The sequence below is a fragment of the Sphingopyxis sp. OPL5 genome, assembly GCF_003797775.2.
Lineage (GTDB): Bacteria > Pseudomonadota > Alphaproteobacteria > Sphingomonadales > Sphingomonadaceae > Sphingopyxis.
Map to the genome: position 1 here is coordinate 717,537 of NZ_CP060725.1, position 23,930 is coordinate 741,466.

The window sequence follows — 23,930 nt, forward strand, 5'->3', positions numbered from 1 at the left end:
TTCCCTCGGGACGAGCGACACTCAGACGACCGCGCCGTCGTCCTTGCGCTCGATACGCTCGCCGCCGCCAATGCCCGACGTGGTGCGCGGAATGAAGCTGTCGGGACCGACCTTCAGCCACACCAGCACCGGGGTCGACATCAGGACCGACGAATAGCCGCCGATGAATACGCCGAACAGCATCGCCGCGGTGAAGCCGAAGATCACGTCGGGACCGAAGATCAGCAACATGCCGAGCGCCAGCACCATCGCCAACGTGGTCATCACCGTGCGCGACAGCGTTTCGTTGATGCTGAGGTTCAGAAGCGGAATGATCTCCATCTTCCGGTACTTCTTCAAATTTTCGCGGATACGGTCATAAACGACGATGGTGTCGTTGAGCGAATAGCCGACGATGGTCAGCAGCGCCGCGACGCTGTTCAGGTCGAACTGCATCTGCGTCACCGCAAACAGTCCGAAGGTCAGCGACACCTCGTGGAACAGGCGGCCGAGCGCGCCGACCCCGAACTGCCATTCGAAGCGGATCCAGATGTAGATCGAGATGCCCAGGATCGCGAGCGCGAGGCTGATCGCACCCGTGCGCAGCAATTCGCCCGACACCTTGCCCGACACGGTTTCGACCGCACCCGTCTTGGCGGTGGGAAAGGCCTTCGCGATTCCCGCGACAAGCTGTTCGCCCGCGCGGTCGGCCGTCGCCTTGTCGCCCTCGGGCAGCGCGGTGCGGATCGATATCGCCTTGTCCGACCCGAATTGCTGGATCGTCGGCTCGCCAAGGCCGATCGTCGCGACCTTCTCGCGAATTTCGTCGATCGGCGGCATTTCCTGCTTGAATTCGACGCGGACCGACTGGCCGCCGACAAAGTCGACCCCGAGGTTCAGGCCCTTGACCGCGACCAGCGCGATCGACACGACCACCAGGAAAAAGCTCATGAAGGAAGCGACTTTCCGCCATTGCAGGAAGTCGATGTTGGTGTCGTCGGGGACGAGTTTGAGCAAGCGCATCGTTTTCGCTCCCTTAAATGTTGATCGACGTCGGACGCGCCGACCGCAGCCAATGGGCGACGAACATGCGGGTGACGGTGACGGCGGTGAAGACGCTGGTGACGATGCCGATCGTCAGCACGACCGCGAAGCCCTTGATCGGACCGGTGCCGAACCAGAACATCAGCGCCGCGGCGATGACGTTGGTGACGTTGGCGTCGAAAATCGCGCGGCTCGCCTCGGTGTAACCCAGCTCGACCGCCTGGAAAGTGCGCCGCCCGCGTTTCAACTCCTCGCGTATTCGCTCGTTGATCAAAACGTTGGCATCGACCGCGGCGCCGATCGTCAACACAAAACCGGCGATGCCGGGCAAGGTCAGCGTCGCATTGAACGCGGCCATGATGGCGATGATCAGGAACACGTTGAACGCGAGCGCGATGTTCGCATAAACGCCGAAACGGCCATAGACGACGAGCATCAGCACCAGCACCGAAACGGTCGCGATGATCCCGGCGATCGCGCCCTTGCGGATCGAATCGGCGCCCAGTTCGGGCGTGACCGTGCGTTCCTCGACGACGTCGAGCTTGACCGGCAGCGAACCCGAACTCAGCGCGATCGCGAGCTGGTTCGCCGACTGTACAGTGAAATTGCCTGAAATCTGCGCGCTGCCACCCAGAATCGGTTCGTTGATCGACGGTGCCGACAGCACCTTGCCGTCGAGTACCATCGCAAAGCGCTTGCCGACATTCTGGCCGGTGACGCGCGCGAAGGTATTGGACCCCGCCGAATCGAAGCGCAGCGACACCGCCGGCATCTGCTGCTGGTTGAAATCCTGCTTGGCGCTGATCAACTGGTCGCCGCTGATCATCACCTGGCGACGCAGCACCTCACCCGGGGCACCGCCGCCCTCGCCGGGCGCATAGGGAACGAGCTCGCTGCCGACCGGGACATTGGCCGCGCCATTGGGACCGACACCGCCATTCGGATCGACCATGCGGAACTCAAGCCGCGCGGTCTGCCCGAGCAGATCCTTGAGCGCCTTCGGATCCTGCAGGCCGGGGACCTGCACCACGATGCGGTCGTCGCCTTCGCGAATGATCGTCGGTTCGCGCGTCCCCAGCTCGTTGACGCGCTTGTCGACGATATCGCGCGCCGATTCCATCGCACGGGCGACCGCCTGGCTGCGGCCCGCCGACGTCAGCGTCATGACGATCCGGGTATTGTCGATAATCTCGATCGACCAGTCACGCTGGCCGGTCATGCCCGCCCCCTGCGTCTCCTTAAACAGCCGGTCACGCGCGTCGTCGAGCTGCTTCTGGTCGCGGACCAGGAAGCTGATCGTACTCCCCGACGCCTTGAAATCGCCGATCGCGATATCATCGTCGGGGCCGCGCTCGCCGCGCATCGCCGCGCGCACCGTCTTTTCCATGTTGGCGAGCTGCGTTTTGTTGAGGTCGGCAAGGTCGGCTTCGAGCAACAGGTGGCTACCGCCGGCAAGGTCGAGGCCCAGATTGACCTTGATCTGCGCAAAGCCGGGCAATTGATCGACGGTCTTTTGCGGCAGAAAGCTGGGGATAGAGAACAGGATGCCGAGCAGCAGGATGATGCTGATGCCAACGGTCTTCCAGCGCGGGAAATCGAGCATGTTTTTGGTCCGATAACTTGGGTGCGGGGTCGCGCGGCGCGCAACCCGCCGGATCAATCGTTGGCGGGTTTGCCGCCGGGCTGCAGGACGTCGGACAAGGTCGCCTTGACGACCTTGATCTTCACCCCTTGCGCGATTTCCACGTCGGCGAAGTCATCGTCCACGCGCGTCACCTTGCCGACGATGCCGCCGCCGGTCACCACCTGGTCGCGCGGCTTCACCGCCGCGATCTTCGCACGATGATCCTTCATCCGCACCTGCTGCGGGCGGATCAGGAAGAACCAGAACACGACGAAGATCAGGACCATCGGGATAAGCTGTGCGAAGGGGAAGGCCGCTCCCCCGGTTCCGGCCGCCTGGGACAGAAGCAATGTCGTCGACATGAATGAAAAACTTTCCGTTCGATGCGGCGCCATCCCCACCCGGGACAGGCGCGCAAGATAATGGCGCGGCGCCTATCACGCGGGGGCGCGGCGTGCAACCGGCGCCGCAAGCCGTCCCCCGCGGCAAGCAGGGCGGAAATGGGGCGCCGCCAAGCGAGTTCAAGGCGCGTCGCGACGATATTGCATTGCCCTCGCCTCTCCGCTTGCATCGCCGACCAAGCCGCGCTAGGGGCCTCGCCTGCCCAATCGGGCCGGTCGGGACGTAGCGCAGCCTGGTAGCGCATCACACTGGGGGTGTGGGGGTCGGAGGTTCGAATCCTCTCGTCCCGACCAATTCAAACCGCAACCAAGGCGGGACTTTCCGGAAATGATGGCTTGATTGCCGCGAAACCCTTGCGCATCGGCTCGTGTCGATGGCAAGCTGGTTTGGTCCAGTTCGAAACAGCACCGCTTTGTTGGCGGGCGAGCCAGCAGGGGCACACGATGGGATATCTCCATTCCATGATCCGGGAAGCGGGTCTCGGAGCGAGCCTGTGACGGGGCCATCAAGCGCCGCACGGCGACCGCTGATCGTACGCGCGTTCGCCGGCTGGTTGAAGCTCGTCCGGCACATGGCGCCGCCGACGCTGTTCTTCTTCGTCGGCTTCAACCTGATCTTAGGAACCACGCGGCTCGCGCTCGCCGAACATGGCATCGACGTGAAGGGATTTGCCACAGCGACCATCGCCGCTCTGCTTGTGGGCAAGGCGGTGCTGGTCACCGACAGCATCCGTTTCATGGCGCGCTTCGACGGCGCGCCGCTGATCCAGCCGATCCTTTTCAAAAGCGCAATCTACTGGCTGTGCGTCTTCGTCGTTCGCCTGGCCGAAGCGCTGGTCCATTATGTGATCGAGCACGGGACCCCCGGCGGCTTCCTGCCCTATCTCGTCGATCATTTCAGCTGGAGCCGTTTCCTGTTCATCCAGGTCTGGCTGATGCTGCTCTTCCTGCTTTATGTCACGATCCACGAACTCGACAATCTGTTCGGGCATGGCGAACTGCGCCGGATATTCTTTCGCTGGAATACGACAGAGACCAAGCTGACCCGGCGCCGACGCGTCCGGTTGCTCGCCCGGCTCAACCGCTTGACCGAGGCCAATTCGGTCGCCGAGATGAGCGCGCCCGGCTCGCGACCGCACGACGAACTGGTGACGATATTGAACGAACTCGCGGACCATCCCAAAGGAAAGCCGCGCGAATAGGATGAGCGGCGCCGTACCCTCAGGGCCGGCGCCGCCTTTCCGTCGTCAGTGCTTCGCGTCGCCGCCGGCGGCATGCGCGTTGCGCATCGCGTCCATCTCGGCCTTGTCGACGGCGCCATCGCCGTTGGTGTCGATCCGCTTGATCATCTCGTCGATCTTCGCGGTGTCGACCGGCGCGGCGTCGCCCTTCTTCGCGGCCTGCGCTTCGGCCGCTTTCGTCAGTTCGGCCTTGTCGATCTTGCCGTCGCCATTGGCATCCATCCTGGCGAACAGGGCGTCGCCATTGGCGGCCGGTTCCGCCGCATGGGCGGCCGGGATGGCCAGCGCCAGCGGTGCGGCGATCATAAGCAATGTCTTCACGTCATTTCCTCTCGGATAGGTAGCGGCGTTTCCGCCGGAGAGCCCCGGCGCCGCTATGCAGGCCGAACGACCGCAAAACCATATCGAGAGGACGCGGGCCGCCGCGATTGCACGGCGCTTCGTCGGTCAGGCGTTAGGGGATCAGGACGACCTTCCCCACCACCGCGCGCCGTTCGAGCATCGCAAAGCCCTCGCGCCAGTCGGCGAGGGCCAGCGCGGCATGGACATGCGGCCGGATTCGTCCCCCGGCGGCCAGCGCATCGATCGCCGCGATATTCTCGGCACCGCGCGCCGGGAACCGGCGGCCATATTCGCCCGCACGCACCCCGACGACCGAAAAGCCCTTGATCAACGGCATATTGACCGACACCTCGGGGATGCGTCCCGATGCGAAGCCGATCACCAGCAGCCGCCCGCCGAACGCGATGCAGCGGGTCGATTCGTCGAATATATCGCCCCCCACGGGATCGAAGATCACGTCGGCGCCGCGCCCGCCGGTCAGCGCCTTGACCTCGTCGCGAAAGCCCGGATCGGCCGCGATCACCGCGTCGGGCGCATAATATTCGGCCAGCGCCGCGCGCTTCTCCGCACTGCTCGCCGCCGCGATCACCTGCGCGCCCAGCGCCTTGCCCAAATCGACCGTCGCCAGACCGACCCCGCCCGCCGCGCCGTGCACCAGCACTGTTTCGCCCGCTTCTACCCGCGCGCAGCGAACGAGCGCGACATAGGCGGTCAGATACGCCACGCCATAGGCTGCGGCCTCCTCCCACGACAGCCGCCCGGGTTTGGCGCGCAGGGCCGCCGCCGGCACCACGACATAGTCTGCCATCGCCCCGAAACGGTTGCCGCCGATCACCGCGTCGCCGACCGACCAGCGTAAAACCCCCTCGCCCAGCGCTTCAACTTCGCCGGCGAATTCCAGCCCCGGCACGAACGGCAGGTCGGGTTTCAACTGATACGCCCCGCGCGTCATCAGAAGGTCGGGGAAATTCACCGCCGCCGCGCGCACCCGCACCCGCACCTCGCCCGGTCCCGGTTCGGGGACGGCCAGGTCGACCAGCCCGCAGCCACCATGATTTTCCGCCAATTCCCTGACCTGCAACGCCTGCATGGAGAAAAGCCTTTCCTAATTTATTCCAATATGGTTCGTTTTGTCCGTTCAACAAACCGGAGATACGACTCATGCCCAGACCACAAAGACCGTCTTTCGACGCCGACGCGATGATCGATGCCGTCATCGACCGCGAAGGCGCTTATGTAAACCACTCCGTCGATCGCGGCGGCGCGACCTGCTGGGGAATCACCGAAGCCGTCGCCCGCGCGCAGGGTTATGGCGGCGACATGCGCGGCCTGCCGCGCGAGGAGGCCGTGTCGATCTACCGCCGCCTCTATTGGCAGCGCCCCGCTTATGACCAGGTCGCCCACCGCGCGCCCGCGATCGCCGCCGAATTGTTCGATACCGGCGTCAACATGGGCACCACGACCGCGACCGGCTTTCTGCAGCGCGCGCTCAACGCCTTGAACCGCTCGGCGCGCGACTATCCCGACGTCGCGGTCGATCGCGAGATCGGCCCGCGTACCCTCGCCGCGCTCGATGCCTTCCTGCGGGCGCGCGGCGCGGGCGGCGAGACGGTGCTGCTACGTGCGATGGAGGCGCTGCAGGGCGAACGCTACATCGCGCTCGCCGAACGCCGTCCCAGCCAGGAGGCCTTTCTCTATGGCTGGCTCGCCAACCGTATCGGGCCGGACTGACCCTTCGAAAACATGTCGATTCAGTGTGAAGTTGTGAGGATTCTCTAGCAAAAAGGAAATGACGTCATGAGCATTATCGAAGGCCTGATCGGCCCCATCGCCAGGCTGATCGACAAGATCATCCCCGACCCCGAAGCGCGCGACCGCGCGAAACTCGAACTGCTCAAGCTCGAGGGCACGCAGGAAATGGAAGCGATCCGCACCCAGATGACCGCGATCGTCGCCGAGGCGAACAGCGCCGACCCGTGGACCAGCCGCGCGCGGCCGAGTTTCCTCTATGTCATGTATGCGCTGTTGCTGTGGGCGATCCCGATGGGCCTGATCGCCGCGGCGCGGCCCGAGATGGCAAAGGGCATCGCCGAGGGTATGAACGCCTATCTCGCCGGCATCCCCGAACCGCTCTACGCGCTCTTCGGCACGGGCTATCTGGGCTATACCGCCGCGCGGGCGTGGGGGAAGGTGAGAGGGGTGGAGAGCTAAAAACGGCAAAGCCCACCTCAAATCCCGTTCGCATAGAGCGAAGTCGAGATGCCTCGAAAGTGCGGCACCCGACGGGTGTCTCGACTTCGCTCGACACGAACGGGATTTCTATGGTGTCGTTATCCCTCCACCACCGCCGCCAAATTCGCCAGCGAGGAATTCAGCCCCTCCAGATGGTCCTTCGCCGAAATCCCCGGTGGCACATGATGCGCGTCGATCGTGACCAGCGTGCCACCGCTCTGCCGCGACAAATACCAGTGCATCGACATCGTGCCCGAAAAGCGCGGGTCGTCCGACACGAACTCGACCTCCCACACGACGAGCCGCCCGTCGTCGAGCACCGGAATATAGACTTCGACAACATCGCCATCATCGTCGCTCTTGGTCTCGACATCGGCGTCGTCGAAGGTCAGCCGCATCAGAAAGCCGCCGCCGGCGCGCAGGTCGATATGCTCGAACGTCCCCGTCGCGCCCTCGGGCGGCAACCAGCGCGCCAGCTTCGCCTCGCTGGTGAAGGCGGCAAACACATCGACCAACGGCGCGGCGATCAGCCGTTCGGCATGATCGGTACGCCGCGTCTTCTTGGTCGGTTTCAAGCGAGCGCGGCTTTGACGGCCGCGACCGCGGCATCGGCCGCAGCGCCGTCGGGACCGCCGCCCTGCGCCATGTCGGGCCGCCCGCCGCCGCCCTGCCCTCCGAGCGCCGCAACCGCGAGCTTGACCAGATCGACGGCATTGTGGACTACGCCCTCGGTCACGCCCACCGCAACCGAAGCGCGCCCGTCGTTAACCGCAACCAGCATCGCCACACCGCTGCCGACCTGCTTCTTCAAGCCATCGACCGTACCGCGCAGTTCCTTGGGATCGAGCCCCTCGACGACCTGCGCGAGGAAGGCGGTATCACCGATTTGCTCGACCGCCGGCCCCGCCGCGACACCGCCGCCGCCAGAACCGCCAAGGGCGAGCGCCTTCTTCGCGTCAGCCAGTTCGCGCTCGACCTTCTTCAATTGCTCGGCGAGCGCCGCAACGCGCGCCGGCACATCGTCGGGCGAGGTCTTGAGCGCCGCTGCCGCCGCCTTCAGCGCCTCGTCGCGGCCGTTCAGCCACAACCGCGCCGCGTCGCCGGTCAGCGCCTCGATGCGCCGCACCCCCGACGACACCGCCGATTCGCCGACGATCTTGAGCAGCGCGATATCGCCCAGCGCCCGCACATGCGTGCCGCCGCACAGTTCGACCGAATAATGATGTTCGTCCGCCGCACCCATGCTGAGCACGCGCACCTCGTCGCCATATTTCTCGCCGAACAGCGCGAGCGCGCCCGCGGCGACCGCATCGTCGGGGGTCATCAACCGCGTCGTCACCGCCTCGTTGCCGCGAATCTGCGCGTTCACATCCGCCTCGACGTCGGCGATCTCTTCCGCCGTCAGCGCCTTGGGGTGCGAAAAGTCGAAGCGGAAGCGGTCTTCGGCGACCAGGCTGCCCTTTTGCGTCACATGCCCGCCCAGCCGATTGCGCAGCGCCGCGTGCAGCAGGTGCGTCGCGCTGTGATTGGCGCGAATCCGGTCGCGCCGCGCGGCATCGACGGTCAACTGCACGGTGTCGCCGACCTTCAGCGTCCCGCTCTCCAGCTTTGCCTGATGCGCGTGCAAGCGCCCGAGCGGCTTGCTCGTATCGCTCACCGTCGCCGCGGCGCCGCCGAGCGTCGCGATCGTGCCGCTGTCGCCCATCTGGCCGCCGCTCTCGCCATAAAAAGGCGTTTGGTTGGTCAGCACCACCAGTTCGTCGCCCGCCTTCGCCTCATTGACCTGCACGCCATCCTTGACGAGCGCGATCACCTCGCCCTCGCCGACCGTCGCGCCATAACCGGTGAATTCGGTGCTGCCGTTGGTTTCGGCGAGGTCGAACCAGATTTCCTCCGACGCCTTCTGCCCGCTGCCCTTCCACGCCGCGCGCGCCGCCGCCTTCTGCTGCGCCATTGCCGCGTCGAAGCCCGCGCGATCGACCGTGATATCCTGCGTGCGCAGCGCATCCTCGGTCAGATCATAGGGGAAGCCGAAGGTGTCATAGAGCTTGAACGCGACGTCTCCGGGCAGCGTCGCGCCCGCACCCATGCCGACCGTCGCCTCGTCGAGCAGCCGCAGCCCCTTGTCGAGCGTCTGACGGAACTTCGTCTCCTCGCGCTCCAGCGTCTCTGCGATCAGGGGCTGGGCGCGGATCAGCTCCGGATAAGCGGCGCCCATTTCGGCGGTCAGCGACGGCAGAAGCCGGTACATCAGCGGATCCTTGGCGCCGAGCAGATGCGCGTGGCGCATCGCGCGCCGCATGATCCGGCGCAGCACATAACCGCGGCCCTCGGCCGACGGCAGCACCCCGTCGGCGATCAGGAAGCTCGATGCGCGCAGATGATCGGCGATTACCCGGTGGCTCGCCTGCGTTGCGCCCTCGGCGGGAACGCCGGTCAGATCTACCGACGCCGCGATCAGTGCCTTGAAGGTGTCGGTGTCATAATTGTCGGTGACGCCCTGCAGCACCGCGGCAACGCGCTCCAGCCCCATGCCGGTGTCGATGCTCGGCTTCGGCAGGTCGATGCGGTCGCCCGGTCCGCGCTGGTCATATTGCATGAACACCAGGTTCCAGATTTCGACGAAGCGGTCGCCGTCCTCCTCCGCCGATCCCGGCGGGCCGCCCCAGATATGGTCGCCATGGTCGTAGAATATTTCGCTGCACGGCCCACACGGCCCGGTGTCGCCCATCGACCAGAAATTGTCGCTGGTGGCGATGCGGATGATCCGCTCCTCGGGCAGGCCCGCGATCTTGCGCCACAGGTCATAGGCCTCGTCATCGGTGTGATAGACGGTCGCGGTCAGCCGCTCGGGTGCAAGGCCCCAGGTCTTGGTGATCAGCGTCCAGGCATGGTGGATCGCCTGTTCCTTGAAATAGTCGCCGAAGGAGAAATTCCCGAGCATTTCAAAGAAAGTATGGTGGCGCGCGGTGAAGCCGACATTGTCGAGGTCGTTGTGCTTGCCGCCGGCGCGGACACATTTCTGCGACGAGGCCGCAGTGCTGTACGGGCGCTTCTCCAGCCCGGTGAAGACATTCTTGAACGGCACCATCCCGGCGTTGACGAACATCAACGTCGGGTCGTTGTACGGCACCAGCGGCGCCGACGGTTCGATATGGTGGCCGGTCCCCGCGAAATAGTCGAGGAACGAGCGGCGAATGTCGTTGGTCGATGTCATCCGCGCGATCTAGTGCGCTACGCCGCGTTTCTCAAGCATGATGGTTGGTTTGCCCCCAACCTATCGCTGGCAAAGCCGATTAAGCTCCTCATCGGAATATCCGGCTTCGTCGATCAAGGCCTGCGAGACGTAGCGCACATCATATTGCGATACGTTATAGACGCCGGTGCGAACGCGATAGAGAAGCAGCCCGCCACAGGTTCCGGCGATCCCGGGATGCGAGCTCAGAACCGCGAAATAGGCATAGGCGCCGGGATAGGCCGCATCCTCGGGATTGTTGAGCCAGCCGTCGAGCCGCGCCGTGAACTGCCCCGCGCCCGTCTGGTGCATCTTCGCTTCCTTGCTGAAGCGGGCCATTTCGTCCGGGGTCGCCTCAAGTGCCGGGTCCATCATGCCCGCCAGCGTCGCGCTATTCCCTCGGTCGAGATTGTTCAGAAAGCGCGTCGCAAATTGTGTGGCCGCCCCGATCTCGACAGCATTCGCCGTCCAGTCGATGGGCACGGGCTTATAGGGATCGGTCGCCGGATCGTAGCAGGAGAAGTTCTGACGGAAATCCTTGATCACCGTCACACCGCGATCGACGTCGATCTGGTTGTCGAAATAATAGCGGCCAAACCGGACCTTGAGTGCCCCGCAGCGTTGAGTGGCCAGCACCTTGATGCGATCAATGACGGGATCATATTGATCGGCGTCGATCACCGCGACGGTCGCGACAAAGCCCTTCCCGGGCACCGGCGCGACCTTGATTTCAGGCTGGCCGGCCGCAGCCGCCAGCAACGCAAGAGCCATCACCGCCATGATCATTCCCCCACCGGAAACCGCCGGACGGCGGCGCGCGAAGCTTGCCGCGCGCCATATCGCACCGCAAGCCGAATTTGCTTGGGTTTCAGACCTGTACCGTCAAAAGGCGGTCGCGATCCCCTTACCAAGATAACAGGGCAGCTGGCGCAGGACTTCGGCCTTGGGGATGCCATCCTCCATCATCTCGATCGGCACCTCGGACGTGTCGGTGCGTACGATGGTGAAGCCCGATCCCGGGGCCGCGCGGTGGACGACGACATAGCCGCAATCCATCGTACCGTCGGCGCGATCGCCGCGAAAATCGAAGGCGGCGTAAAGCCCCGGCGGCTGCCCGGCCGGATCCTGATACCAGCTCAACCGCAGGACGCGGATGATGCCGTCGGCCCAAAGCGTCTCGCGCTTGCGCAAATTGGTTTCCCATTCGAGCCGCGGGTTCGACGCCTGAAACGACAGCCGCAACATCGCATAGGCCGACGCGAAATCGCGCCGCGCGAGCGCCATCGTATAGGATGCGACACGGCCCATCGCGTCACTCTCGTCGGCGGCGTCCGGCACGAAGCTTGCGCCTTCGGGGGCGTTGACGACGCGCTCGACCTCGGGACCGAGCAGCGGCGATTGCGCCGCCGCTGGAACCGCGAGGCCGAACAGGACGGCGGCGGCCATAATGCGCAGGCGGTCAGAAGACAAAATAAGCCCCGCCCTTCGCACGCGCCGCCTGCCACGTCGGGCGTGCGTGCATCGCGGCCACGAAGGCCGCCAGCTTGGGATATCGGTCGGCGCCGCCCATCGCGGCAACCTCAGCCGGGAAGCTGAGCATGATGTCGGCCGCCGACAGCCCGTCGCCGATGAAATGGCCGGCGTCGTTCACTTCATTGTCGAGATAGCGGAAATGCGCGTCGAGTTGCTCGTCGATCCGCGGCTTCACCGGCGCCGCGGCGTCGCCGAGCCGGCCAAGGTAGATGTTGAGCAGGATCGGGGTCATCGCCGATCCTTCGGCGAAGTGGATGAGTTCGAGGTGGCGGACATGGTCGTCGGTGCCGCGCGCTGGAACCAGCGCCTCACCGCCATAATTGTCGCACAAATATTCGGCGATCGCGCCCGATTCCTGGATCACCCGCCCCGCATCTTCAAGCAACGGCGATTTGCCGAGGGGATGAATGGCCTTCAATTCGGGCGGCGCGAGGTTGGTGACGGCGTCGCGCTGGTAGTGCTTGATTTCATAGGGCGCACCCAGTTCCTCGAGCAGCCACAGGATGCGCTGCGAACGGCTGTTGTTCAGGTGGTGGACGATCAGGCTCATGTCGCTCTCCTCTTATGGTGTGTAGGTCCCGTTGCGATCGATCAGCGCCGCGATCTCGCGCACCAGCTTGGCGCCGAGGATCGCGGTGACCTCGCCGATATCGCGGCCGGGATGATGTTCGACGATATCGGCGCCAATAATCGGCGCGGTCTGTTTGTGCAGGACGGCGAGCAGTTCGCGCACCGTCAGTCCGCCAGGCTCGGGATGCGCGACGCCGGGCGCCGCCGACGGGTCGATGCCGTCCATGTCGATCGAGATGTAGAGCGGGCCTTCGATTATCGGCACCGCGTCGGGGGTGAAACCCGCCATCGGCACGATCTCGACCCCGAAGCGGTCGGCCTGCTCGCGGCAGTGTCGGTTCAGCGTGCGGATGCCGACCTGCACCAGCCGCGCGGCATGGCCGCCATCGTAGATGCGGGCGAAGGGCGAGGCGTGGCTGCGCGGATTGCCCTCGAAATCGTCGTAGAGGTCGGGATGCGCGTCGATATGGAGGATGTTGACCGGCCCGAAACAGGCCGCCGCCGCCTCGACGAGCGGAAGAGTCACGGCATGGTCGCCGCCGAGGGCGAGTGGAATTTCACCATCTTCGCGCACAAGCCCGACGTGGCGGCGAATCATCGCGTCGTCGCGCGCGGTGTCCTCGGTCAGCGCGAGGTCGCCGTCGTCGGCGAAGGCGATGTCGGTGCCGAGTTCGGGGCCGAGCTCGCTCGCCATATTGCCGCGCTCGCTCCAGAGCTGGGCGCGGATCGCGGCGGGGCCGGCGGCGGCGCCGCGTTCGAAGCTGCTGTTGACGTCGGTGGGCAGGCCAAAGAGGCGGATCGCGGGCATGGCGTGCTTGTAGCCGCTCGAAAGGGCCGCGCAAGGCCAACGGCGGGCGGGCCGGTCCGCGAGAGGGTTGCGAACCTGAGGGGCAAGGAACCCGCCGCCGTTGGACGGCCGGTCCGCAGGAACGGACCGACCGGATTCCTATCAGTCGTCGGTGTCGTCGTCGGGGCCGGCCATCATTTCCTCGGCGACCTGGTCTGTCTTGCCGCGGATCGCGGTTTCCAGCCGTTCCATCAGTTCGGGGTTATCCTTGAGGAAGGTCTTGGAATTCTCGCGGCCCTGTCCGATGCGGATCGAATCATAGCTGAACCAGGCGCCCGATTTCTCGACGATGCCCGCCTTGACGCCGAGATCGAGAATCTCGCCGATCTTGGAGATGCCCTGGCCATACATGATGTCGAATTCGACCTGCTTGAACGGCGGTGCGACCTTGTTCTTGACGACCTTGACGCGAGTGGTGTTGCCGACGATCTCGTCGCCATTCTTGATCTGGCCGGTGCGGCGGATGTCGAGGCGAACCGAAGCGTAGAATTTCAGCGCGTTGCCGCCCGTCGTTGTCTCGGGGTTGCCGTACATCACGCCGATCTTCATGCGCAGCTGGTTGATGAAGATCACCATGCAGCGCGAACGGCTGATCGAGCCGGTGAGCTTACGCAGCGACTGCGACATCAAGCGCGCCTGCAGGCCGACATGGCTGTCGCCCATCTCGCCCTCGATTTCGGCACGCGGAACGAGCGCGGCGACCGAGTCGACGACGAGCACGTCGATCGCGTTCGAGCGCACCAGCGTGTCGACGATTTCGAGCGCCTGTTCGCCGGTGTCGGGCTGCGACACGATCAGTTCGTCGATATTGACGCCAAGTTTCCTGGCATAGACCGGGTCGAGCGCATGTTCGGCGTCGACGAAAGCGACGGTGCCGCCGCCCTTCTGCGCCTCGGCAAGGACGTGGAGCGCGAGGGTGGTCTTGCCCGAGCTTTCGGGGCCGTAGATTTCGATGACGCGCCCGCGCGGCAGGCCGCCGACGCCGAGGGCGATGTCGAGTCCGAGCGATCCGGTCGAAATCGCTTCGACCTGCATCGTCTCCTTCGAACCCAATTTCATCACCGAGCCCTTGCCGAAGGCGCGATCGATTTGTGCCAAGGCGGCGTCGAGCGCCTTCTGCCTGTCCGTGCTGTTCACTGATTTCCCCGATTCCACGAGTGACAATTGACCGGCCATGACCGTCCCTTTCCTGCTCTATCGCGAAGGCAGAAGCATCGCAACGCCGGACCTGTGTACGGCATTTGTTCTCAAGGAACAAGAGTGGAACAAAATTTGTTGCGGCGGCGCAAACCGCACGCTTATCCGTCGAAAAATTCGTTGAGAACGGTTTCGATTTCGCTGAGCCGGAACGGCTTCGATACCAGCTTGCGGTGGGCGTGCGCCGGCGGAATCGCGTCGCCACCACCCGACGTGAAGGCGAAGGGAATATCCTTCGCCGCGAGCGCATCGGCGACCGGCCAGCCCTTCGCCTCGCCGAGATTGATGTCGACCAGCGCCGCGTCGACCGGCTGCGCCGCGATGATCGCCAGAGCATCCTCGACGCTCGCCGCCTGTGCGGGTTCTGGGAAGCCCAGCGCGTCGAACATGTCGACCAGCATCATGCCGATCAGCACATCGTCCTCGACGAGCAGGATGTTGCGATTCGCCGTCATCAGCCGGCCCGCTGCGCCGCGGCGTCGAGCGCCGCCGAGGTTGCCTCGGTCAATTGCGCGACCGAAAAGGGTTTGGGAAGAAAGGACACATGATCAATATCGATCGACTGGCGCAATTGTTCCTCGGCATAGCCCGACATGAACAAAACGGGCAGGTCGGGACGCTTGGCGCGCAACGCGCGGACCATCGCCGGCCCGTCCATCGTCGGCATCATCACGTCGGTCAGGATCAGGTCGACCTTGTCCATCTGGCCGAAGCGTTCGAGCCCTTCCTCGCCCTGCGACGCGGTGACGACGGTGTAGCCGGCGCGGGTCAGCGCCCGCTCGGCGACCGCACGCACCATATCCTCGTCCTCGACGAGAAGGATCGTGCCGGTGCCCCACTGGCTCTTCTTGGGTTTGGGGGGCGGCGGCGCGACGGCGGGCGCATCCTTGTCGGCGCGATGGACCGGCAGGTAGATGGTGAAGCTCGCGCCCTCGCCCGGCCTGCTGTCGGCGAAGATGAAGCCCGCCGACTGCTTGATGATGCCATAGACGGTCGAAAGGCCGAGTCCGGTTCCCTTGCCGACATCCTTGGTGGTGAAAAAGGGTTCGAAAATCTTGGGCAGCACGTCGGCGGGAATGCCGCCGCCGGTGTCGCTGACCTTGAGCGCGCTATAATCGGCGGGCGGCATCACGTCGCTGCCCATCGCGCGCACCTCGGCGGCGGTGACCGGGTAGGTCTCCATCGTCAGCGTCCCCTGCCCCGCCATCGCATCGCGCGCATTGACCGCAAGGTTGATGATGACCTGTTCGAGTTGCCCCGGGTCGGCACGCACCGCGCCCAGTCCGCGCCCGTGGCGCACCGACAATTGCACCGTCTCACCGATCAGGCGTTTCAGGAGGTGCGACACCTCCGAAATAACGTCGGGCAATTGCAGAATCTGCGGGCGTAGCGTCTGTTGCCGCGAGAAGGCGAGCAACTGCCGCGTCAGGCTCGCGGCGCGATTGGCGTTGCTGCGGATCTGCTGGATATCGTCATAGTCGCTGTCGCCCGGCGTGTGGCGCATCAACATGAGGTCGCAGCTGCCGAGCACCGCGGTCAGGATGTTGTTGAAATCATGCGCCACGCCGCCCGCGAGCTGGCCGACCGCCTGCATCTTCGATGCCTGCGCGACCTGGCGCTTGAGCCGCGATTCTTCGCTCGAATCCTTGAGGCTGAGCAGCACCGCAGCCTCGCCGAGCCCGCGCACCCCGACGACGCGCATCGACACGGGCTCGTCGCCCTGCCCGGCGAGCCGGATCGACAGGTCGCCGCCGACCTGTTGTCCGCTGCTGTGGCGGCGAATCATGTCGGCGAGCGGGCCCTTGTCCTCGCTGACGACGATATCGCCCGGGTAGCGCGGCATCTTGCTCTCGGACAATCCGGCGGCGCGCACGAAGGCGCGGTTCATATAGAGGAAGCGCCCGTCGCGATCGACCATCGCGAGGCCAAAGGGCAGAAGCGAGAGCAAGGTCTCGACATAAGTTTGCGCGGTGCCGCGATCGGCCGCGCCGACCTCCTCGTCGATCAGCGCCAGCAGCATCGGACCATGGCTGTCGGCGGGAATCAACGGGATCTGGAGCAGGCGGACCGGCGTCGCACGTTCGCCCTCGCGCCCGAAATAGAGCGTCCCGGCATCGTCGAGCCGGAGCAGCGGCGCGACGTCGCGGCCCGCATAATGGGTCGCGTCGCTCTCCCCCAGCGCGCGCAGCAGGAAGGCGTGATTGGCAACCCGCAGTCGTCCCTCGGCGTTGACCAGCGCCGCCATGATCCCCGCCTGGCCGAGCGTGCGGCCCGCCGGGCCATCGAGATGACGGCTGATTTCGGAGACGAGATCGAGCCGTTCGACCGCCGAAAAACGCCACACCAGATAATCTTCGGACAGGCCGGTGCGGATCACCTGTGCGCGCAGGTGGAGGGTGCCGACCGTCAGGTCTTCTACCTCGCCCTGGCCGTCGCGCCAGGCGGTGCGCCCGGCGTTCTTGAGCAATTCGGCGCCGCGTCCTTCGAGCGGCAGGCCAGGCGGGGTCACGAAGCCGCCCATCCAGGTCGCGAACAGGTCGTTGGCGCAGACGAGTCGCCCGGCGCGGTCGGTCACCGCGATACCGACATCGTCATGATCGACCGCGGCGCGCAGCATCGTCCAGTCGGGCAACGCCGCCTCGCCGCCGACGGCCGCAGGAAAAAGCCGGCGCAGCAGGATCACCGCGCCGCCGGTAACCGCCAGCCCGGCGAGGAAACCCGCCGCCAGCACCGCGTCGCGCGTCGCCCAGAACAACAGCGCCATCGACACGATCGCCAACCCGCCGAGCAGCGCCGCGTCGAACCGCGACAGCCCGCCGGCAAGCTCCGGCGACACCCCCGGGCCTGCCCCCCTGCTGAAGTCGTTTTCAGCGGAAGGCAGGCTCGTGGTGGTCAATGAGATGTCCCTTTAAGGCGTTACCAGATGCGGACGCGGTCAGCCGGCGCCAGATACAGCTTCTGGCCTTCCTTGATCTGATAGGCCTTATACCAAGGGTCAAGGTTGCGCGAGACCCAAGTCCGCTGGATCGAGGGCGAATGCGGATCGGTGGTGATGCGCTGCGCCAGATTCTGCTCGCGATAGTTGCGCCGCCACACCTGCGCCCAGCCGAGGAAGAAGCGCTGGTCGCCGGTCAGTCCGTCGATCACCGGCGCCGGCTTGCCGCCCAGCGACTTCTGATAGGCGTCATAGGCGATCGTCAGACCCGCGAGATCGCCGATATTCTCGCCCAGCGTGAAGGTGCCGTCGAGATGTTCGCCGGGCAGCACTTCATAGGCGTCATATTGCGCGACCAGCGCCTTGCCGGCGGCTTCGAACGCCGCGACGTCGGCGGGGGTCCACCAGTCGGCGAGCTTGCCGGTCTCGTCATATTTCGCGCCCTGATCGTCGAAATGATGGCTGATCTCGTGCCCGATCACCGCACCGATGCCGCCATAGTTGACCGCCGCATCGGCGTGCGGGTCAAAGAAGGGCGGCTGCAGGATCGCGGCCGGGAAGACGATCTCGTTCATGCCGAAATTGGCGTAGGCGTTGACCTCCATCGGGGTCATCCCCCATTCCCAGCGACGGATCGGACCGCCGAGGCGGCTCACATTGTCGTCATGCGCGAACTGGTTCGACCGCAACGCATTGCCGAATAGGTCGTCGGCCTTGATCTCGAGCTTGCCATAATCCTTCCACCGGTCGGGATAGCCGATCTTGGTGGTGAAATTCGCAAGCTTCTTCTTCGCCTTCACCTTGGTTTCGGGCTGCATCCATTCGAGGTTGCCGATGCGGGTGTCGAGCGCGGCGAGCACATTCTTGACCAGCCCGTCCATCGCCGCCTTGGTTTCGGGCGGGAAATATTTCGCGACATAATCCTGCCCGACGGCCTCGCCCATATTGTTGGTGGTGAAATCGACCGCGCGCTTCCAGCGCTCCTGCATCTGCGGCGTGCCCGACAGCGCGGTGCCATAGAAGGAGAAGGCTTCCTTGGCGACGGCATCGGGCAGCACACCCGAGAAGGCGTCGAGGCTGCGCACGATCAGCGCGTCGCGGATCACGCCGATCGGCGCGTCGGCGAGCAGCTTGGCCTCGCCGGTGAAGGCGGTCGGCTGCGCCACGATCAGCGAGGTTTCGTTGATGCCGATGCCCTTGACGAAGGCCGCCCAGTCGAAGCCGGGAGCCGCCTGGGTCAGTTCACCTATCGTCATCTTGTTATAGGTCTTGGTCGCGTCGCTGCTGTCGTTCTTGTCCCAATGGACCGTCGCGACCTGCTTTTCGAAGTCATAGATCGCCTGCGCGCGCGCCGCGGCGTTGGTTTCGCCCGCCAGCAGCAGCACATTTTCCAGATGCTTGAGGTACGCCGCCTGCAGCTTGGCGTTACGCTCGCCGTCCTTCAGATAGAAGTCGCGGTCGGGCATGCCGATGCCGCCCTGGAACACCGAATAGATATAGACGTCGGGGTTCTTGTCGTCCTGCCCGACATAGCCGCCGAAGAAATGCTGGACGCCGCTGCGGTCGGCTTCGGCGAGCAGCTTGGCGAGGCCGGCCTTGTCGACGGCGCGAATCTTGGTCAGCCAGGGCTGGATCGGCGCCAGGCCCTTGGCCTCGACCGCCGCACCGTCGAGATAGGAGGCGTAAGCGCGGCCGATCATGCTGTTCGGGTCGCTCTTCGCCACGTCGAGGATTTCGCGGGTGCGCGCCTGCGACAGGTCGGCGAGCGCGGTGAACATGCCGTAATTGGACTTGTCATCGGGGATGAGGGTCTTCTTGGCCCAGGCGCCATTGGCATAGGCATAGAAATCGTCGCCCGGCTGGACGCTCTTGTCCATGCCGGTCGCGTCGAAACCGAAATCGCCGATCTCGGGCTTGGCTGCGGGTTTCGCGGCGGCCTCGGTCGTCGCCGCCTTTTCCTTGGCGATGGCGGGCACGGCGGCAAAGAGCAGGGCGCCAAGCGCCGCGGTCGCCAGAAGGCGAGGATGCTGTGTCGGACGAGTCATGATATTCCCCAGTGGTATATGGCTCCGCGATGCATGCGGGGCGATCTTGCGATGGGAAAATCTATACGCCGCCGCGCGGGCGGTTCAACCGACCACCGTGTCGCTCGTCGATGCCTCAAGTCGTTTGTCGCGCGCGCGGCTGATCTTGCGGCGCCAGCGGAGGCGAATCCAATTGTCCCAGATCACCGACGCGAGCACATAGCCAACGACCGCCGACACTGCCGAGATCACGAACAACCCCGCCAGTCCGCCGAGCAGCGCGGTGCCGGCATTCGCGGTGAACCAGTCCCACCATTCGACGAGCGAGGCACCCTCATCATAGAGAATGTAGAGGTTCGAGACATTGGTGTGCAGCCCGAACAGGAAGCTGCCGAGCCACACCGACGCCGCGAGGATCAGCGGCGTGGTCACCGGGTTGGACAGGAAAGTCATCGCAGCGCCGATCGGGATATTGGCGCGAAAGGGCAGCGCGAGCAGCGCGACGCCAAGGATCTGGACGCCGGGGATGAGGAAGAAGATACCGACGAACAGCCCGAGCGCGGTGCCGCGCCGCACCGACGTCCGCGTGAAGCGCCACAAATGGCTGTGCGCGACGCGGTGCGCGAACGGCTTGATGAAGCGGCTTTCCAGCAACTCCTCGCGCGAGGGCGAGTTGCGGCGGATCCAGTTCATCACTGCCGCCTTGTCGCGCACCTTTTTCTCCGGCCCGCTCATCCGCGGTCCTTCATCAGGCGCTGCTTGTCGCGCTTCCAGTCGCGTTCCTTGATCGATTCGCGCTTGTCATGCGCCTTCTTGCCCTTGGCGAGCGCGAGTTCGACCTTGGCGCGGCCGCGGCTGTTGAAATAGACCGAGAGCGGCACGAGCGTCATGCCCTGCCGCGCGACGCCGGCGTGCATCTTGTTGACCTCGCGCCAGTTGAGCAACAGCTTGCGCGGCCTTTTCGGTTCATGGTTCAACCGGTTGCCGTGGCTATATTCGGGAATGTTGGCGTTGATCAGCCACACTTCACCGCCTTTTACCTCGGCGTAGCTTTCGGCGATCGTGCCCTCGCCGAAGCGCAGCGCCTTGACCTCCGTCCCCTGCAGCGCGATTCCCGCCTCGAACACCTGCTCGATGGCAAAGTCGAAGCGTGCGCGCCGGTTCTCGGCGACGATCTTTTTCTTGTCGAATTCGGCGGCAGACTGCGGGCGGGCCATTTTGAACCTAGATCACTCCAGCCGCGGACAATGCGGCATCGACGGCCTTGCACGATGCATCGGACGCCGGGATGATAGGTAGGCGCACTTCGGGCGAAAACCAGTCGTGGAGGCGCGACAGCGCATATTTTGCCGGCGCGGGCGAGCTGTCGCTGAACATCGCCCGGTGCAGATCGAACAAGCGGTCGTGCAGCGCCAGCGCCTTGGCCCAGTCGCCCGCGGCGCAGGCGGCGGCGAACTCGGCACACAGGCGCGGCGCGACATTGGCGGTGACCGAGATGCAGCCGACGCCGCCCATCGCGGCGTGCGGCAGCCATAGATCGTCGTTGCCGCTGAGCTGGCAGAAATCCTTGCCCGCCCCCGCCCGGTGCATCGTCACGCGGGCGAGGTCGCCGCTGGCATCCTTGACCGCGACGATGCTGGGAATTTCGGCGAGCTTGTTCATCGTCTCGGCGCCGATGTCGGCGACGGTGCGGCCGGGAACGTTATAGACGACGATCGGCAGGTCGCTCGCATCGGCGAGCGCTTGATAATGGGCGAGGATGCCCGCCTGGCTCGGCTTGTTGTAATAGGGCGCGACGATCAGCGCCGCGGCGGCGCCTGCGGCCTGCGCATGGCGCATGTGGCGGATCGCGGTGGCGGTGTCGTTCGACCCGCAGCCGGCGATCACCGGTACGCGGCCCGCAGCGGCATCGAGGCAGCAATCGATGACCTGATAATGTTCTTCGAAACCGAGTGTCGGACTTTCGCCCGTCGTCCCGCACGGCACCAGCGCGCTCGTCCCCTCGCCGATCTGCCAGTCGACCAGCCGCGCGAACGCCGGAGCGTCGAACGCCCCGTCGCGAAACGGCGTCACCAAGGCGGGAATCGAACCCGAAAACATGCCGGACTCCTTTACAAAAACGGCGCCGCGACCGATAGCTGGCCAAAGCGCGCCCGCTCATGGACGCCTATTCAGCGCCCCGCAAGGAGTTTGCCACTAGCATGGCCCTTATGAATTCGCTGCTACCCGTTTCCCGCCTCGCGCTCGCCGCGGCCCTCTTTCTTCCCACCATCGCGCACGCCAGCGAGCTCACCCCCGAACAAATGGCCTGGTACCGGGCGCAGATGGGGCTCGCCACGGCGTCGGCGTCGCCACCGGTCAGCACCAACTCGGTCGGCGATGCGGTGATGGAATGGCGGCGGCTGACCGCCAACAGCGGCGCCTCGTTCGACCAGCTGTCGCGCTTCCTGCTCGCCAACAAGGGCTGGCCCGATTCCGACAAGATGCGCGCGCGCGCCGAAAAGGCGATCGCGATCGACAGTTATGATCCCGCGCGCACCCTCGCCTATTTCCAGACCTATCCGCCGCAGACCGCGAGCGGCCATTTGCGTTACGCGCTCGCTCTCAACGCCTCGGGCCGCCGCGACGAAGCCAATGCCGCGGTGCGCCGCGCCTGGACCGGCGGCACGCTCGACGAGGTCGAGACGAGCCGCGCGCTGTCCTTCTTCCCCGGCGCGCTGACGCTGGCCGACCATGACGCGCGCATGGACCGCCTGCTGTGGTCGGGCGCGACCGGCGCCGCGAGCCGCCAGCTGGCTTTCGTCTCTCCCGACCGGCGCGCGATCTTTGCCGCGCGGCTCGCGATGCGCAGCAATGCCGTCGACGCCGCGCTGCAAGCCGCCGCGGTCGAAAGCGCCAACCCGGCGCTGACCCGGAGCGATGCGGGCTATATCACCGACAAGGCGACTTGGCTGCGCAAGGCGAACCGCGTCGTCGAGGCGCGCGCGCTGCTCGCGGCGCCGCGCACGCTGACCCGTGCGCCGACCGATGCCGAGGAATGGCTCGAAACCCTGCTCACCAATGCGCGCGCAGCCGACAGCGCAGGCGACAAGCTCACCGCCTACAACATCGCGCGCCAGCTCAGCGACACCTTCCCGCCGGGCACCGTCGTCCGCGAAACCCCGCTCAGCGTTCGCGACGATTTTACGTCGCTTGCGTGGCTCGCGGGCCAACTTGCCTTCAGGGATTTGCGGCGCCCGGCCGAAGCCGTGCAGTTGTACCGCACCTATGGCGAGGCGGCGCGGTCGGCGCAGACGCGGACCAAGGGCTTCTACTGGGCCGGGCGCGCCGCGCTCGCGGCGGGCGACAGCGCCACGGCCAACGCCCATTTCGCCGATGCCGCGCAGCATTATGACCAATATTACGGCCAGTTGTCACTCGAGCGGCTGAGCCGGCCGCAGCCGCGCCCTGTGCCCGTGCCGTCGATCCAGATCAGCCAGGCCGAAAAGGCCGCGTTCGAGGACGACCGCCTCGTTCGCGCCGCCCGGGCGCTCGGCGAGATCGGCGCGTGGCGCGAACAGTCGCTGTTCCTGCGCGCGCTCGCCAACCGTGCGACAACGCCGTCCGACCATGTCCTCGCCGGCCAGCTGGCGTCGTCGATCGGGCGCCTCGACCTTGGCGTGATGATCGGCCGCAGCGCGCAGGCGAACAGCCTCGACGCGGTCGAGGTGTCGGGCTTCCCGACCGTTCGCGTTCCTGCGGGCCATGAGGGCAACTGGACCTTCATCCACGCGATCACGCGGCAGGAAAGCCAGTTCGACCGGCAAGCGATCAGCCACGCCGGGGCGCGCGGGATGATGCAGCTGATGCCGGGCACGGCGCGCGAGGTAGCGGGCAAGCTCGGCCTGAACTACGACGCCGGGTCGCTGACCGTCGATACCAATTACAACATGACTTTGGGGTCGACCTATTTCCAGCAGATGCTCAGCTATTTCGGCGGCAGCTATCCGCTCGCGGTCGCGGCGTACAATGCCGGGCCGGGCAATGTGAACAAATGGCTGCGCGCCAACGGCGACCCGCGCGGAGGCGGAATCGAGATGGTCGACTGGATCGAGGCGATCCCGATTTTCGAGACGCGCAACTATGTCCAGCGGGTGCTCGAAAATGCCGTCGTCTATGACACGCTGCGCGACGGCAACCGCGCACTGCCGAACGCGCCGCTGAGCTTCTATCTCGGCAAGCGCACCCCCGGCTGATCGTCCATGGCGGGGGACAAGGCGAACATCATCAGCCCGGCGGGCTTCGCCGCGCTGCGCGCCGAATATGACGCGCTGCTCGGCGGCGAACGCCCGAAGCTGGTCGAGGTGATCAGCTGGGCGGCGGGCAATGGCGACCGCAGCGAGAATGGCGATTATATCTATGGCAGCAAACGGCTGCGCGAGATCGACCGACGGCTGTCCTTCCTGGCCCGCCGGATGAAGGCGGCGCGCGTCGTCGATCCGGCGGAACAGCCCGACAAGAGCCGCATCTGGTTCGGCGCCACCGCCGAACTCGCCGACGACGACGATGCGCGGCGCACCGTGACGCTGGTCGGCGACGACGAGGCCGAGGCGGGCGACGGCCGGATCGGCTGGAACAGCCCCCTCGCCCGTGCGCTGCGCGGCGCGGCCGTCGGCGATTTGCGCACCGTGCAATTGCCGGCGGGACCCAAGGAATGGGAAATCATCGCCGTCCGCTATCCCTGACG

The 23,930-nt window shown here is 65.5% G+C and carries 23 protein-coding genes and 1 tRNA gene; 6 read left to right on the top strand and 18 right to left on the bottom strand.

From position 1 onward, the window contains the following. Positions 1 to 21: 21 nt before the first annotated feature. From secF to yajC, 3 genes are read right to left on the bottom strand one after another with little or no spacing between them, the layout of a single operon-like run. Positions 22 to 1,002 (bottom strand): protein translocase subunit SecF, encoded by a 981-nt coding sequence (gene secF / locus EEB18_RS03490; RefSeq protein ID WP_187139447.1) that lies wholly within the window; start codon positions 1,000 to 1,002, stop codon positions 22 to 24. Between the two features lie 13 nt (positions 1,003 to 1,015). Then, on the bottom strand, positions 1,016 to 2,626 hold the full coding sequence (secD, locus tag EEB18_RS03495) for a protein translocase subunit SecD (protein WP_187139446.1): 1,611 nt from the start codon (positions 2,624 to 2,626) through the stop codon (positions 1,016 to 1,018). A gap of 53 nt (positions 2,627 to 2,679) precedes the next feature. Beyond that, the gene (gene yajC, locus EEB18_RS03500) at positions 2,680 to 3,009 is read right to left on the bottom strand and encodes a preprotein translocase subunit YajC (RefSeq protein ID WP_056349694.1); all 330 of its coding nucleotides are present in this window, start codon (positions 3,007 to 3,009) and stop codon (positions 2,680 to 2,682) included. Between the two features lie 256 nt (positions 3,010 to 3,265). Here yajC and EEB18_RS03505 point away from each other — a divergent pair. Both EEB18_RS03505 and EEB18_RS03510 read left to right on the top strand, forming a co-directional pair. Continuing rightward, a tRNA-Pro gene (locus tag EEB18_RS03505) sits at positions 3,266 to 3,342 on the top strand. A gap of 200 nt (positions 3,343 to 3,542) precedes the next feature. Further along, entirely contained in the window at positions 3,543 to 4,250 is a 708-nt protein-coding gene (locus EEB18_RS03510; RefSeq protein ID WP_187139445.1) for a hypothetical protein, read from the top strand. Between the two features lie 45 nt (positions 4,251 to 4,295). Here EEB18_RS03510 and EEB18_RS03515 read toward each other — a convergent pair whose 3' ends face one another. After that, positions 4,296 to 4,610 carry an EF-hand domain-containing protein gene (locus tag EEB18_RS03515; protein ID WP_187139444.1) on the bottom strand — a complete coding sequence of 105 codons (315 nt, stop codon included), beginning with the start codon at positions 4,608 to 4,610 and terminating at the stop codon, positions 4,296 to 4,298. Between the two features lie 133 nt (positions 4,611 to 4,743). Next, complete coding sequence (locus EEB18_RS03520; RefSeq protein WP_187139443.1) at positions 4,744 to 5,721, bottom strand: NADPH:quinone oxidoreductase family protein; 978 nt, start codon at positions 5,719 to 5,721, stop codon at positions 4,744 to 4,746. 110 nt (positions 5,722 to 5,831) lie between these two features. Between EEB18_RS03520 and EEB18_RS03525 the strand changes: the two genes are divergently transcribed. Continuing rightward, positions 5,832 to 6,362: a glycoside hydrolase family 108 protein gene (locus tag EEB18_RS03525; protein WP_262408101.1), complete on the top strand. Its 531-nt coding sequence runs from the start codon at positions 5,832 to 5,834 to the stop codon at positions 6,360 to 6,362. Positions 6,363 to 6,428: 66 nt separating this feature from the next. Beyond that, positions 6,429 to 6,842, top strand: coding sequence for a holin family protein (locus EEB18_RS03530; protein ID WP_187139441.1), 414 nt, complete (start codon positions 6,429 to 6,431; stop codon positions 6,840 to 6,842). 119 nt (positions 6,843 to 6,961) lie between these two features. Here EEB18_RS03530 and EEB18_RS03535 read toward each other — a convergent pair whose 3' ends face one another. The 13 genes from EEB18_RS03535 to dapA form a co-directional block, all read right to left on the bottom strand. Beyond that, entirely contained in the window at positions 6,962 to 7,438 is a 477-nt protein-coding gene (locus EEB18_RS03535; RefSeq protein ID WP_187139440.1) for an SRPBCC family protein, read from the bottom strand. Continuing rightward, the gene (gene alaS, locus EEB18_RS03540) at positions 7,435 to 10,080 is read right to left on the bottom strand and encodes an alanine--tRNA ligase (RefSeq protein WP_187139439.1); all 2,646 of its coding nucleotides are present in this window, start codon (positions 10,078 to 10,080) and stop codon (positions 7,435 to 7,437) included. Before alaS ends, EEB18_RS03535 begins: the two co-directional genes overlap by 4 nt. Positions 10,081 to 10,140: 60 nt before the next feature. Beyond that, positions 10,141 to 10,878: a hypothetical protein gene (locus EEB18_RS03545; RefSeq protein WP_187139438.1), complete on the bottom strand. Its 738-nt coding sequence runs from the start codon at positions 10,876 to 10,878 to the stop codon at positions 10,141 to 10,143. 102 nt (positions 10,879 to 10,980) lie between these two features. Then, positions 10,981 to 11,544: a hypothetical protein gene (locus EEB18_RS03550; protein ID WP_187139437.1), complete on the bottom strand. Its 564-nt coding sequence runs from the start codon at positions 11,542 to 11,544 to the stop codon at positions 10,981 to 10,983. Between the two features lie 13 nt (positions 11,545 to 11,557). Continuing rightward, positions 11,558 to 12,181, bottom strand: a complete 624-nt coding sequence (locus EEB18_RS03555) for a glutathione S-transferase family protein (RefSeq protein ID WP_056349664.1) — start codon at positions 12,179 to 12,181, stop codon at positions 11,558 to 11,560. A gap of 12 nt (positions 12,182 to 12,193) precedes the next feature. Then, positions 12,194 to 13,009, bottom strand: a complete 816-nt coding sequence (gene speB / locus EEB18_RS03560) for an agmatinase (RefSeq protein ID WP_187139436.1) — start codon at positions 13,007 to 13,009, stop codon at positions 12,194 to 12,196. A gap of 141 nt (positions 13,010 to 13,150) precedes the next feature. After that, entirely contained in the window at positions 13,151 to 14,224 is a 1,074-nt protein-coding gene (gene recA, locus EEB18_RS03565; RefSeq protein ID WP_187139435.1) for a recombinase RecA, read from the bottom strand. 122 nt (positions 14,225 to 14,346) lie between these two features. After that, positions 14,347 to 14,700, bottom strand: coding sequence for a response regulator (locus tag EEB18_RS03570; protein ID WP_056349656.1), 354 nt, complete (start codon positions 14,698 to 14,700; stop codon positions 14,347 to 14,349). After that, a complete protein-coding gene (locus EEB18_RS03575; RefSeq protein ID WP_187139487.1) occupies positions 14,700 to 17,009 on the bottom strand; it encodes a response regulator in 2,310 nt (769 codons plus the stop codon). The genes EEB18_RS03570 and EEB18_RS03575 overlap by 1 nt, the downstream gene beginning before the upstream one ends. Positions 17,010 to 17,161: 152 nt before the next feature. Next, entirely contained in the window at positions 17,162 to 19,225 is a 2,064-nt protein-coding gene (locus EEB18_RS03580) for a M13 family metallopeptidase (RefSeq protein WP_187139434.1), read from the bottom strand. An 84-nt stretch (positions 19,226 to 19,309) separates the two neighbouring features. Continuing rightward, a complete protein-coding gene (locus tag EEB18_RS03585) occupies positions 19,310 to 19,939 on the bottom strand; it encodes a DUF2062 domain-containing protein (protein WP_082545114.1) in 630 nt (209 codons plus the stop codon). Then, on the bottom strand, positions 19,936 to 20,421 hold the full coding sequence (gene smpB, locus EEB18_RS03590; protein WP_056349650.1) for an SsrA-binding protein SmpB: 486 nt from the start codon (positions 20,419 to 20,421) through the stop codon (positions 19,936 to 19,938). The genes EEB18_RS03585 and smpB overlap by 4 nt, the downstream gene beginning before the upstream one ends. Positions 20,422 to 20,428: 7 nt before the next feature. After that, complete coding sequence (dapA, locus tag EEB18_RS03595; protein ID WP_187139433.1) at positions 20,429 to 21,304, bottom strand: 4-hydroxy-tetrahydrodipicolinate synthase; 876 nt, start codon at positions 21,302 to 21,304, stop codon at positions 20,429 to 20,431. Between the two features lie 101 nt (positions 21,305 to 21,405). Between dapA and EEB18_RS03600 the strand changes: the two genes are divergently transcribed. Both EEB18_RS03600 and EEB18_RS03605 read left to right on the top strand, forming a co-directional pair. Continuing rightward, on the top strand, positions 21,406 to 23,439 hold the full coding sequence (locus tag EEB18_RS03600) for a lytic transglycosylase domain-containing protein (protein ID WP_187139432.1): 2,034 nt from the start codon (positions 21,406 to 21,408) through the stop codon (positions 23,437 to 23,439). Positions 23,440 to 23,445: 6 nt separating this feature from the next. Further along, positions 23,446 to 23,928, top strand: a complete 483-nt coding sequence (locus EEB18_RS03605) for a GreA/GreB family elongation factor (RefSeq protein ID WP_187139431.1) — start codon at positions 23,446 to 23,448, stop codon at positions 23,926 to 23,928. The last annotated feature ends 2 nt before the right edge of the window (positions 23,929 to 23,930 follow it).

Bases quoted from the DNA above. Each gene is read 5' to 3' on its own strand.
- EEB18_RS03580 (WP_187139434.1), bottom strand. From the start codon at position 19,225: ATGACTCGTCCGACACAGCATCCTCGCCTTCTGGCGACCGCGGCGCTT.
- EEB18_RS03555 (WP_056349664.1), bottom strand. From the start codon at position 12,181: ATGAGCCTGATCGTCCACCACCTGAACAACAGCCGTTCGCAGCGCATC.
- dapA (WP_187139433.1), bottom strand. From the start codon at position 21,304: ATGTTTTCGGGTTCGATTCCCGCCTTGGTGACGCCGTTTCGCGACGGG.
- EEB18_RS03575 (WP_187139487.1), bottom strand. From the start codon at position 17,009: ATGGCGCTGTTGTTCTGGGCGACGCGCGACGCGGTGCTGGCGGCGGGT.
- EEB18_RS03585 (WP_082545114.1), bottom strand. From the start codon at position 19,939: ATGAGCGGGCCGGAGAAAAAGGTGCGCGACAAGGCGGCAGTGATGAAC.
- EEB18_RS03550 (WP_187139437.1), bottom strand. From the start codon at position 11,544: ATGGCCGCCGCCGTCCTGTTCGGCCTCGCGGTTCCAGCGGCGGCGCAA.
- alaS (WP_187139439.1), bottom strand. From the start codon at position 10,080: ATGACATCGACCAACGACATTCGCCGCTCGTTCCTCGACTATTTCGCG.
- EEB18_RS03530 (WP_187139441.1), top strand. From the start codon at position 6,429: ATGAGCATTATCGAAGGCCTGATCGGCCCCATCGCCAGGCTGATCGAC.
- secD (WP_187139446.1), bottom strand. From the start codon at position 2,626: ATGCTCGATTTCCCGCGCTGGAAGACCGTTGGCATCAGCATCATCCTG.
- yajC (WP_056349694.1), bottom strand. From the start codon at position 3,009: ATGTCGACGACATTGCTTCTGTCCCAGGCGGCCGGAACCGGGGGAGCG.
- EEB18_RS03605 (WP_187139431.1), top strand. From the start codon at position 23,446: ATGGCGGGGGACAAGGCGAACATCATCAGCCCGGCGGGCTTCGCCGCG.
- smpB (WP_056349650.1), bottom strand. From the start codon at position 20,421: ATGGCCCGCCCGCAGTCTGCCGCCGAATTCGACAAGAAAAAGATCGTC.
- EEB18_RS03545 (WP_187139438.1), bottom strand. From the start codon at position 10,878: ATGGCGGTGATGGCTCTTGCGTTGCTGGCGGCTGCGGCCGGCCAGCCT.
- EEB18_RS03600 (WP_187139432.1), top strand. From the start codon at position 21,406: ATGGCCCTTATGAATTCGCTGCTACCCGTTTCCCGCCTCGCGCTCGCC.
- recA (WP_187139435.1), bottom strand. From the start codon at position 14,224: ATGGCCGGTCAATTGTCACTCGTGGAATCGGGGAAATCAGTGAACAGC.
- EEB18_RS03525 (WP_262408101.1), top strand. From the start codon at position 5,832: ATGATCGATGCCGTCATCGACCGCGAAGGCGCTTATGTAAACCACTCC.
- secF (WP_187139447.1), bottom strand. From the start codon at position 1,002: ATGCGCTTGCTCAAACTCGTCCCCGACGACACCAACATCGACTTCCTG.
- speB (WP_187139436.1), bottom strand. From the start codon at position 13,009: ATGCCCGCGATCCGCCTCTTTGGCCTGCCCACCGACGTCAACAGCAGC.
- EEB18_RS03570 (WP_056349656.1), bottom strand. From the start codon at position 14,700: ATGACGGCGAATCGCAACATCCTGCTCGTCGAGGACGATGTGCTGATC.
- EEB18_RS03520 (WP_187139443.1), bottom strand. From the start codon at position 5,721: ATGCAGGCGTTGCAGGTCAGGGAATTGGCGGAAAATCATGGTGGCTGC.